Origin of the sequence: Nocardioides marmorisolisilvae (assembly GCF_003725775.1) — a bacterium.
GTDB lineage: Bacteria > Actinomycetota > Actinomycetes > Propionibacteriales > Nocardioidaceae > Marmoricola > Marmoricola marmorisolisilvae.
In genome coordinates, this window is the sequence record NZ_RJSG01000003.1 from 99420 (window position 1) to 110185 (window position 10766).

General features: G+C 68.4%; 12 protein-coding genes. 6 read left to right on the plus strand and 6 right to left on the minus strand.

The genetic code is table 11. The features are described 5' to 3' along the window. Entirely contained in the window at positions 1–1077 is a 1077-nt protein-coding gene (locus tag EFL95_RS15945; protein WP_123235107.1) for a hypothetical protein, read from the minus strand. A 52-nt stretch (positions 1078–1129) separates the two neighbouring features. Here EFL95_RS15945 and EFL95_RS15950 point away from each other — a divergent pair, with 52 nt between their 5' ends. From EFL95_RS15950 to pstB, 5 genes are all read left to right on the plus strand, one after another. Continuing rightward, positions 1130–2032 carry an NUDIX hydrolase gene (locus EFL95_RS15950; protein ID WP_246004999.1) on the plus strand — a complete coding sequence of 301 codons (903 nt, stop codon included), beginning with the start codon at positions 1130–1132 and terminating at the stop codon, positions 2030–2032. Positions 2033–2186: 154 nt separating this feature from the next. After that, positions 2187–3278 (plus strand): phosphate ABC transporter substrate-binding protein PstS, encoded by a 1092-nt coding sequence (gene pstS / locus EFL95_RS15955; RefSeq protein ID WP_123235108.1) that lies wholly within the window; start codon positions 2187–2189, stop codon positions 3276–3278. Positions 3279–3302: 24 nt separating this feature from the next. Further along, positions 3303–4238 carry a phosphate ABC transporter permease subunit PstC gene (pstC, locus tag EFL95_RS15960; protein WP_246005000.1) on the plus strand — a complete coding sequence of 312 codons (936 nt, stop codon included), beginning with the start codon at positions 3303–3305 and terminating at the stop codon, positions 4236–4238. Then, complete coding sequence (pstA, locus tag EFL95_RS15965; protein WP_123235109.1) at positions 4235–5305, plus strand: phosphate ABC transporter permease PstA; 1071 nt, start codon at positions 4235–4237, stop codon at positions 5303–5305. The genes pstC and pstA overlap by 4 nt, the downstream gene beginning before the upstream one ends. 12 nt (positions 5306–5317) lie before the next feature. Beyond that, entirely contained in the window at positions 5318–6097 is a 780-nt protein-coding gene (gene pstB / locus EFL95_RS15970; RefSeq protein WP_123235110.1) for a phosphate ABC transporter ATP-binding protein PstB, read from the plus strand. A 69-nt stretch (positions 6098–6166) separates the two neighbouring features. On the opposite strand, the gene EFL95_RS15975 is transcribed toward pstB, so the two are convergent. The 5 genes from EFL95_RS15975 to EFL95_RS15990 all read right to left on the minus strand — a co-directional run bounded on the left by EFL95_RS15975 (position 6167) and on the right by EFL95_RS15990 (position 9428). Then, positions 6167–7057 carry a DUF559 domain-containing protein gene (locus EFL95_RS15975; RefSeq protein ID WP_183407217.1) on the minus strand — a complete coding sequence of 297 codons (891 nt, stop codon included), beginning with the start codon at positions 7055–7057 and terminating at the stop codon, positions 6167–6169. Positions 7058–7213: 156 nt separating this feature from the next. Next, the gene (locus EFL95_RS15980; protein ID WP_123235112.1) at positions 7214–8218 is read right to left on the minus strand and encodes an inorganic phosphate transporter; all 1005 of its coding nucleotides are present in this window, start codon (positions 8216–8218) and stop codon (positions 7214–7216) included. A gap of 3 nt (positions 8219–8221) precedes the next feature. Next, positions 8222–8839, minus strand: coding sequence for a DUF47 domain-containing protein (locus tag EFL95_RS15985; RefSeq protein WP_123235113.1), 618 nt, complete (start codon positions 8837–8839; stop codon positions 8222–8224). Between the two features lie 107 nt (positions 8840–8946). Next, positions 8947–9093, minus strand: coding sequence for a hypothetical protein (locus tag EFL95_RS19600; RefSeq protein ID WP_183407251.1), 147 nt, complete (start codon positions 9091–9093; stop codon positions 8947–8949). Positions 9094–9224: 131 nt separating this feature from the next. Beyond that, positions 9225–9428: a cold-shock protein gene (locus EFL95_RS15990; RefSeq protein ID WP_123235114.1), complete on the minus strand. Its 204-nt coding sequence runs from the start codon at positions 9426–9428 to the stop codon at positions 9225–9227. Between the two features lie 448 nt (positions 9429–9876). Between EFL95_RS15990 and EFL95_RS19605 the strand changes: the two genes are divergently transcribed. Beyond that, a partial coding sequence (locus EFL95_RS19605; protein WP_183407218.1) for a hypothetical protein occupies positions 9877–10766 on the plus strand: 890 nt, incomplete at its 3' end.

The window sequence follows — 10766 nt, forward strand, 5'->3', positions numbered from 1 at the left end:
TCAGCAGGTCGCGAAGAGCACCGGCCCGCTGTCGAGCGCGGAGAGCACGAAGCCGGTCTTCGTCTTCGGCTCGAGGACCAGCTGGACGGTCGAGCCGTCGGTGTGCGACTTCGTCAGCTTCAGGTCGTCGCTGAACGAGCCTCCGCGCCCAGCCGCCGGCCCGACGATCAGCTTCGCCCGCGGCCGCAGGTTGTCCTTGGCCATCCGGCTGCTCTCGAAGAGCTCGGAGACGGTCAGGCTGCGGTCCGCGCCGAGTGCCATGACCAGTCCCGAGAGCGGCGTGATGCCACCGGCCTGGTTGACGAGCTGGTTGCCGGTGTCCTGGTCGTCGGTGGCGGCCTGGGACATCGCCAGGTCGCTGCAGGCGAAGTCGTTGGCCCAGAGCATCGCTGCGGCCGGCTCGTCGAGGGGCGCGATCGTGTCCCGCACCGAGGCGTTGTCGCCGAGCGACCGACCGTGCCCCTGGGCGACCTGCGCCGCCTTCTTGGCGTAGCTCTCGGTGTCGCTGGTGACGATCAGGTGCTGGTCGGCCAGCACCGCGACGTACTGGAGCTCGGGGCTGATCGTCTCGTCGAGCGAGGCCACCAGGTCCACGCCGCCGTTCCACACCCCGTCGTCGTCCTTGGGCTTGGTGAAGCCGGCCGTCTCCAGCTTGCGCCGGACCGCGTCGAAGTCGAAGCCGTCGGGCATGCGCACGACCATGGTCGCGCCGGAACGGCCCTGCGCGAACGCCTCCCACTCGATCGTCGCGGGCGAGAACCCGAAGTGCTCCTGGAGCGCCTCGGCGGAGTCCTCGATGCTCGAGACGGCGGTGAAGTCGGTGTCGTAGCCCTTGCTGATCAGCTTCTGGATGTCGTCGGTGGTCGGGTCCTCGCCGGGATCCGACCCGAGCGTCGTGCGCACGGCCGCCCAGTCGGTGAAGGACAGCCGGAGCGTGGAGGACGGCACCACGTCCAGCGCCCGGCGCAGGTCGGTGCGGTCGTGCGCGGACCAGATCCGGGCACCGACCACGGCCAGACCACCCAGCACGACCAGCACGATCACCGCGACCGTGACGTTCCGCCGACGTTCAGCCACTACTCAGGTCCTCCGACTTCCCCAATTGCTGACTGGCGGTGACACTATCCGCATGGCCGCCAAGGACCTGCCCACCATCCCCATCCCGGCTCGTGGCCCCGATGTGGTCGCCGCGGGAGCGGTGGTCGTCCGCAAGGACAACGGCGGCGAGGTCCTGCTCGTGCACCGACCCAAGTACGACGACTGGGCCTGGCCGAAGGGCAAGCAGGAGTCCGGCGAGCACATCACCACGACCGCGGTCCGCGAGGTGCTCGAGGAGACCGGCGTCGAGATCCGTCTCGACCGGCCGCTGCCGCGCCAGGTCTACCTGGTCTCCGGCGCCAAGGCGAAGACCGTGCACTACTGGGTCGGCCGTGTGGTCGGCGACTCCGACGTGTCCAGCTACGCCGTCAACGACGAGATCGACCAGGTCGCCTGGTTCAGCTTCGACAAGGCCCGGGCGATGCTCACCTACGCCGACGACATCGAGCTGCTCGACGAGGTCGAGAAGCAGCCCAAGCGGACCACGGCGCTGGCCGTCGTGCGGCACGGGCGGGCCACCAAGCGCGGCACCTGGACCGGCTCGGACGACGAGCGGCCGCTGACGACGGTCGGCCGGATGCAGGCCAAGGCGCTGATCCCGGTGCTCTCGGCGTACGGGGTCACCCGGGTGGTCTCCTCCGACAGCCTGCGCTGCATGCACACCGTCGCGCCGTACGCACGCGACCACGTCCTGGGGATCGAGGCGGTGCCCGGGGTCAACGAGGAGGACTCGACGCCCGTCACCGTGTCCACCACGGTCGACTCGCTGCTGGCCACCAAGGAGAACGCGGTGCTGTGCAGCCACCGGCCGGTGCTGCCCGGGATCATGACCGCCCTGGGGGTCTCCGAGGAGCCGCTCTCGCCGGGCGAGCTGGTCGTGGTGCACCACCGCAAGGGCCGGGTCGTGGCCACGGAGCGCTACCTGGTCCGGTGAGTCCCGGAAAGCGTGATCCAGGCCTCATCCCCGCGTGGACGACGCCACATGGCCGCGCCCCGTTCACCTTCCGTTCACCCGAGCCGACCGGACCGGTCACTTCGGATTCCTACCTTCGCTGGTGACAAGTCGCTTACGACAACAGGAGATTCAAGTGAACCGCACTGTCCTCCGGCGCGTGGCCGCCCCCTGCATCGCCACCCTCGCGCTCGGCCTCGCGGTGTCGGCGTGTGGTGCCGGCAACGAAGACACCGGAAGCAAGACCAGCAACCTCTCCGGCACCATCAAGGGCGCGGGTTCCAGTGCCCAGGAGGCTGCCATGAAGGCCTGGCGGGCCGGTTTCCAGACCGACAACCCGAAGGTCACCGTCAACTACGACCCGTCCGGCTCGGGCGCGGGTGTCGAGCAGTTCAACGCCGGCGCGATCGACTTCGCCGCCTCGGACGCCGCTCTCGACCCGACCAAGGGTGAGGTCGACGCTGCCAAGGCCCGCTGCGGTGGCAAGAACGCCCTCGAGGTCCCGAGCTACGTCAGCCCGATCGCGGTCGTCTACAAGCTCAACGGCGTCGACAAGCTGAACCTGTCGGCCAAGACCATCGCCGACATCTTCTCCGGCAAGGTCACCAAGTGGAACGACGCGGAGATCGCCGCCGACAACTCCGGCGTGACCCTGCCGTCCACCGCCATCACCACGGTCCACCGCGGTGACGAGTCGGGTACCACCAAGAACTTCACCGACTACCTGAGCAAGGCCGGCGAGGGCGCGTGGAAGTACGACCCGGACAAGGTGTGGCCGCTGAAGTCGGGTGAGGCCGCCACCGGCACCTCCGGCGTCATCGCCGCCATCAAGGAAGGCTCGATCGGCTACGCCGACGAGAGCCAGGCCGGTGACCTCTCCAAGGCCAACATCAAGGTCGGCGACGCGTTCACCGCGCCGTCCGCCGAGGGTGCTGCCAAGGCGCTCGAGGTCTCCCCGATCGACGACACCCGCACCGAGGGTGACCTCGCGATCAAGGTGGACCGCACCACGACCGAGGCCGGCGCCTACCCGCTGTTCCTGGCTTCGTACGTGATCGCCTGCCCGACGTACGACGCCGCGAAGCTGGACCTGGTCAAGGGCTTCCTGAAGTACGTCGTCAGCACCGCCGGCCAGCAGGCCGCGGCGAGCAACGCCGGCTCGGCCCCGCTGCCGGCCTCGCTGCAGACGAAGGCCGCCGCGATCATCGACACGATCGCTGCAAAGTAAGCCCACGAGGGACACACTGATCCCGTGAGCACCGAAGTGATGAAGGCCGGATCGCCCAAGCGACGCTTGGGCGATCTGGTCTTCTCCAACCTGACCCGGGCCGCAGGCCTGACCATCCTCGTCGCCCTCGCGGGCGTCGGCATCTTCCTGCTGGCCCAGGGAGCCCCCGGGCTCACCGCCGGCAAGGAGGACCTCCGCGGGCACGCGAACTTCCTCTCGTACGTCGCCCCGCTCGTCTTCGGAACGCTGCTCGCCGCCGTCCTGGCGCTGCTGATCGCGGTTCCGCTCGCGCTGGGGGTCGCGCTGTCGATCTCCCACTTCGCGCCCCGCCGGCTGGCGACCGTGATCGGCTACCTGGTCGACCTGCTCGCCGCCGTGCCCTCGGTCGTCTACGGCCTCTGGGGCATCGGCGTCCTCGGCCCCAAGATCGTCCCGCTCTACGAGTGGCTGGACAAGCACGTCGGCTGGCTGCCGTTCTTCGCCGGCCCGTACTCGAACACCGGCCGCACCATCCTGACCGCGAGCATCGTGCTCGCCCTCATGGTCATCCCGATCGTCACCGCGATCACCCGCGAGATCTTCATGCAGACCCCGCGGCTGAACGAGGAGGCCGCGCTGGCCCTCGGCGCGACCCGCTGGGAGATGATCCGGCTCGCCGTGCTGCCGTACGGCCGTTCGGGCATCGTGTCCGCGGCGATGCTCGGCCTGGGCCGCGCGCTCGGCGAGACCATGGCGGTGGCCCTGGTGCTGTCCGCCAGCAACGTCGTCACCTGGAACCTGATCTCCTCGACGAACCCGTCGACGATCGCCGCGAACATCGCGCTGACGTTCTCCGACGCCACCGGCACCGCGCGCAACGCGCTGATCGCCTCCGGCCTGGTGCTGTTCGTGATCACCTTCGTCGTCAACTTCGCGGCCCGCGCGATCGTGGCCCGCTACGAGCCCGGGAGGAAGAAGTGACCGCCGTCGCCCCCGAGCCGTCCCTCGTGGTCGAGCACCCGCTCCAGCGCCCGCGGCTGCCGAAGCTCGCGCCGCTGATCGCCGCCGTGATCGCCGCCGCCGCCGCGGTCCTGCTCGGCCTGTCCCTGGGCTGGGGCGTCGCGCCGATCGTGGTCACCGGCGGCCTCATCTACCTGGTCGGGCTGTCGACCTGGTCGCGCCTGGTGGAGAACGCCCGCGCGGCGACCGACCGCCTGGTCACCTCGCTGGTGTGGACCGCGCTCGTGATCGCCCTGATCCCGCTGATCTCCCTGCTGTACACGGTCATCAGCAAGGGCAGCAGCTCGATCAACGCCAAGTTCCTCACCTGGTCGATGCGCAACGTCCTCGACGGGCCCGGCGGTATCTACCACGCCATCATGGGCACGCTGATCATCACCTTGGGCGCCGCGATCATCTCGGTGCCGATCGGTCTGCTCGCCGCGGTCTACCTGGTCGAGTACGGCCAGCACTCGCGGCTGGCGAGCTGGATCCGGTTCCTGGTCGACGTGATGACCGGTATCCCCTCGATCGTGGCCGGCCTCTTCGCCTACGCACTGTTCTCGATCATCGTCGGACCGGGGACCCAGATGGGCTTCGGCGGCAGCGTCGCGCTCTCGATCCTGATGATCCCGATCGTGGTGCGCTCCTCGGAGGAGATGCTCAAGCTCGTCCCGACGGACCTCCGCGAGGCGTCGTACGCGCTCGGCGTGCCGAAGTGGAAGACGATCCTCAAAGTCGTCATCCCGACCGCGATGGCCGGCATCATCACCGGCGTCACGCTCGCGATCGCCCGCGTCATCGGCGAGACCGCACCGCTGCTGATCATCTGCGGCGCCACCGACTCGGTGAACCTGAACCCGTTCAGCGGCCAGATGGCCAGCCTGCCGGTGTTCATCTACTCCAGCTACCAGTCGCCGGGCGCCAACCCCGAGGTCCTGCGACAGATGGCCTGGGGCGCCGCGCTGGTGCTGATCATCATCGTGATGGCCCTGAACATCCTTGCCCGAGTCCTCGGCAAGGTCCTTTCCCCCAAGACCGGACACTGAGAGAGTCAACCCATGGCCAAGAGCATCGACGTCTCTGACCTGAACATCTACTACAGCGACTTCCTGGCGGTCGAGAACGTCAACATGACGATCAAGGCCCGCTCGGTGACCGCGCTGATCGGCCCGTCCGGCTGCGGCAAGTCGACCTTCCTGCGCACCCTGAACCGGATGCACGAGGTGATCCCCGGCGCCCGCGTCGAGGGCAAGGTGGCCGTCGACGGCCAGTCCCTCTACGACTCGGCGGTCGACCCGGTCGAGGTCCGCCGGATGGTCGGCATGGTCTTCCAGCGCCCGAACCCGTTCCCGACGATGTCGATCGCCGAGAACGTTCTCGCCGGCCTGCGGCTGAACAACAAGAAGCTGACGAAGTCCGAGGCTGCCGACGTCGTCGAGCGCTCGCTCCAGGGCGCGAACCTCTGGAACGAGGTCAAGGACCGCCTCGGCAAGCCCGGCATGGGCCTCTCCGGCGGTCAGCAGCAGCGCCTCTGCATCGCCCGCGCCATCGCCGTCGAGCCGCAGGTCCTGCTCATGGACGAGCCCTGCTCCGCCCTGGACCCGATCTCGACCTCCGCGGTCGAGGACCTGATCCACGAGCTCAAGGAGCAGTACACGATCGTCATCGTCACCCACAACATGCAGCAGGCCGCCCGCGTCTCCGAGGACACCGCGTTCTTCAACCTCGCCGGCGCCGGCAAGCCCGGCCGCCTGATCGAGATGAACCCGACCAAGAAGATCTTCTCCGTCCCCGACGAGGAAGCCACCGAGGCCTACATCTCCGGCCGCTTCGGCTGAGCCTGCTTCTCCCCCCGCACGGGCCCCCCTGCCGCCGGACATGCGAATGTGGCAGGAGGGCCCTTTGCGCTAGGCAGCCGCCACCTGCGCGACATTCGCATGTCGGTGTGCACGTCGGACGGCGCGCACGAGCACCTTCACGACGTACGGCGCGTTGAGGATGACCTGCTCCCAGCTGAACCTGATGACCTGGTAGCCCAGGTTCTGGAAGGCGTTGTAGCGCCAGCAGTCGATCGCGAGCTGCTTTCGGTCGTGCCACTCGAAACTCTCCGCCTCGATGACGATCTTCAGCCGGTCGTCGATCAGGTCAGGGTGGAGCACGTGGTCGCGCTCGACCCGCACCGGCTGTTGTGGCCGGACGAAGAGTCCCGGCACCGTCGAGGCGATCGCCCGCAGTGTCGACTCGAACGCGTTGGCCGCCTGCCGCGTGGCCATCGCGGCGACCAAGATGGCGCGGGTGCGCCCGCGGCCCCGCAGACCGAACGCCAGGCGGACCAGCTCGTTCTTGGTGATGTCCTTCCTTCGCAGCGCGCTGTCGGCGATCGACACGGCATCTGCGAGGGGAAGGTTCCGCATGCAGTCGATCAGGGTGCGCCTCTTGGTGGTCACTCCCCGCTCAACGTCCTCGGGCGCGAGGTCGGACCAGTGCGGAACGAGAAAGCGTCTGGCCTCGGGTTCCAGGCGTCGGTTGCGAGGGAACGTCACGTCTGGCCGGTTCGGCACGAGGCGCTGTCCCCACCCGTGCAGGTTGGCGGCGCTCCGCATCGAGACGACACCCCCGTACGTCGCAGCTGCTCGAACCGACTTGTCCGCGACGGCCAGGGCGTAACGGCCGCGTGCTAGGCGCACGATCGTGCCCGCCCGGACCGCCCGTTCCAGGGCCGCTCGCCCCCAACGCTCGACGAGCTCGCCCCGAGTGGCTGCCCCGCCGAGCACCTTCATGTGGTTGATGAGATCCATCGCGGCAGCGTGCTGCGGCGTTCCGTCGTACGGATTGCTTGCTCCACAGCACCCCATCGCTGACCGCCGGACATGCGAATGTGGACGGCAGGTGGCGAGAACACCCCAGCTGCCCCACCCGCGACATTCGCATGTCCCCGGGCGGCGCGGCAGGGACTACGGGAGCTGGAGGACGTACCGCAGCACGCCGTACGTCGCGGCGGCGACGAGCCCGGCGGCAGGGAAGGTGAGCACCCAGGCCATGACGATCGAGCCGGCCATGTTCCACTTCACCGCGGCCCGGCCGCGGGTGGCGCCGGCACCCATGACGGCCGAGGTGATGGTGTGGGTCGTGGAGACCGGGGCCTTGAAGTGGATCGCCATCACGTAGAGGACGCTCGTGGCGACGGTCTCGGCGGCGAAGCCCGAGGGCGGGTCGAGCTTGATGATCTTGCGGCCGAGGGTGCGCATGATCCGCCAACCACCGGAGTAGGTGCCCAGCGAGATCGCGCTCGCCGCGGCGAGCACCACCCAGATCGGCAGGTGGTCGATGCTGAACGTCTCGGGCTTGAAGGTGACCAGCGCGAGCAGGATGACGCCCATCGTCTTCTGCGCGTCCTGGAGACCGTGGCCGAGCGCCAGCGCGGCGGCGGAGATCGTCTGCAGGAAGCGGAAGTTGCGGTTCACGGCGTGCGGGTTGCGACGACGCAGCACCCACATGAAGGTCAGCATCAGCAGGAACGCGAGCACGAAGCCGAGCATCGGCGAGAGCACCATCGGGATCAGGACCTTCTCCTTGATGGTGGTCCAGTTGATGGTGGCGCCGGCGGCGATGCCGGCGCCGACGAGGCCACCGATCAGCGCGTGCGAGGACGACGACGGCAGGCCGAAGTACCAGGTGATCAGGTTCCAGGCGATCGCCCCGAGCAGGGCCGAGAGGATGACGACCAGGCCGTCCTTGCCGCTGATCGACCCGATCGTGTCGGCGACGGTGTGTGCGACCTCCTGGCCGAGCAGCGCACCGACGAAGTTCATGACGGCGGCGAGGATCAGCGCGATCCGCGGCGTGAGCGCCCGCGTCGAGACCGAGGTGGCGATCGCGTTGGCGGCGTCGTGGAAGCCGTTCGTGTAGTCGAAGGCCAGGGCGACCACGACCACCGTGATCACGATGGCGAGTTCCACCGGTCAGGACTCCTTGACGTGGATCTGCTCCACGATGTTCGCGACCTTCTCGAAGGCGTCGATGGCGTGCTCGAGCGCGTCGAGGACGTCCTTGAGCTTGAGCACCTCGAGGGCGTCGTACTGACCGCTGAACAGCTTGGCCAGCAGCCGGCGGTAGCTCTTGTCGCCGGCGTTCTCCAGCCGGTTGATCTCGATCCAGTACTCCTCGAGGTCCTTCATGCTCTGCAGCCGCGGCATCGCCTCGGCGGTGAGCTCGGCGCAGCGCTGCAGCACCTCGATCTGGTCGGCGACGCCACCCGGCAGGCTCTCGACCTCGTAGAGGACGACGAGGTCGACGGCTTCCTCCATGAAGTCCATGACGTCGTCGAGGCTGGAGGACAGGGCATAGATGTCCTCCCGGTCGAACGGCGTGACGAAGGTGCTGTTGACCCGGCGCACGACCTCGTGGGTGGTCTCGTCGGCCTCGTGCTCGGCCGCGCGCATCCGCTTCGAGAGGTCCTCGCGGTCACCGCCCTCGTCGAGGAGCTCGGCGACGAGGCTGGCACCGTTCACGAGGTGGCTCGCCTGGGTGGCAAGCAAGGTGTAGAAAGCCGTGTCGACAGGCTTGAACCGCAACGCCACTGAAGACTCCTGGGGAGGTGGACCCGAACGCCACACATGCTAGGTGCATCCCCCGTTCAGACCGCAACCGGAGGCCGACCCCGTTAGAAGGGTCACAGCCGGACGAATCAGTCCAGACCGAGCAACCGGTCGATCTCCGCGGAATCCAGTGGACCCTCGGACTGGTTGGCCGCGGCGATCAGCGTCGTGGTGAGGTCGACCTCGGCGAGGAGCTCGGTGTCCTCGAGCTCGACGTCCAACGGGTCACCGGACACTGCGCCTCCTCGGCCTCGCGGGTCGCAGGACGGCGTACGTCGTCCCGGAACGAACCTAACCCCAAAAGACTGAGGGCTCCGACCGAATGGTCGAAGCCCTCAGAAATGATTTGAGCGCGTAAACGCTGAGATCAGATCGCGCGAACGTTCTCCGCCTGCGGGCCCTTCGGACCCTGGGTGACGTCGAACTCAACCTTCTGGTTCTCGTCCAGCGACTTGTAACCCTGCGACTGAATCGCGGAGTAGTGAACGAAGACGTCGTCGCCGCCGTTCTCCTGGGCGATGAAGCCGAAGCCCTTTTCAGCGTTGAACCACTTAACGGTGCCCTGAGCCATGCTCGTATTTCTCCTTGTATCGGGCGGGAGACCACCACATCAGCGGCCTCTGCACAGGTGCGGTGATACGTCGTCCCGCCTCGCAAAGAGAAGAAACGCCGTTGGATCACAAACTCCAACTGCGTTGTTTAACGCTGGAACTTGCACCTGCAGCCCCGACACTACCAACAGACGCCGTTCTGTCACCCTTCGGAGACCACTGATCTGAGCGCGTTGGCCGAAGGTTCTCCGTCCGTTCGCCCAGGCCCGGGCTGAGAAGCTGGCCTAGGGCACCCAACCGGGCCCGCTCGACCGTGCCGATCCGACCGGTGCATCGTTGGGTACAGGTACCGAATCCAGCCGCGACAATTCATTGCGAAGTGCGGCATTCGGCCTGCAAACATGCAAGGGTTCAGGTTGCAGACGAGCATCGTCCGAAGACTCGGGCGCACCAGGGAAGGAGTGGGTCGTGGCACGAGGCCGCCGCGCAGGCTCCGAACCCGTTCCGGAGCCCACGGCTGAGACCCCCGCGCCGTCCTCGTCGCACGCGCACGAGGGCGACGAGGTCATCGACCCGCTGCGCATCGCCTTCGAGGGCCTCGAGGACGTCCAAGAGGAAGAGGGCAGCGTCAAGGGCCAGGCGGTCCAGCGCGAGGAGCTCGCCCCGTACGACCCGCTGGCCACCCTCTCGGCGGCCATGGACGAGGAGGACGCCGGCGGTGGGCCGGTGAACGACGAGCCCGAGCAGACCCAGCGCCGCGGACTCTTCGGACGCCGGAACCGCCCGAAGGCGGAGCAGGGCCCGATGTCGGCACCGCTGACCCCGCCCGTCCTCAACGGCGAGGACCCGCTGGCCACGCCTGCTCCGGTGGTCCCGGAGCCGCCGGCCGCGGATGCTCCGCGGGTCACCACCTGGGCCGACGACGTCGCCGACGACACCTTCGCCGGTCAGGCGTGGGCCACGGGAGAGATCCCGCGGGTCGTCGAAGAGACCCCCGCCGAGGAGCCCGAGGCCGAGGCTGTCACCGAAGAAGCAGAGGCCGGTACGCCGGAGCCTGCCGCTCGTCGCCGACGCGCAGGCCGTCGCCGCCGCGGAGCCGAGGACGCCGACGAGGTCGACGAGCCGATCAGCGACCAGCCGGCCGAGGCAGAGATCCTGGAGAACCTCGAGCTCACCGACCCGGAGACGAGCGAGCCGGTCGTGCACGTCGAGGACGCTGCCTGGGACACCGAGGAGGACGGCGGCGAGCAGCCCGCCAGCTTCCTCACCTCCTACCTGGGCGACGAGCCGTCCGAGGACGAGCCCGCGCAGGCCGCCGAGCCGGTCACGGACGACGCGGACCGGATCGCCGCCGAGGA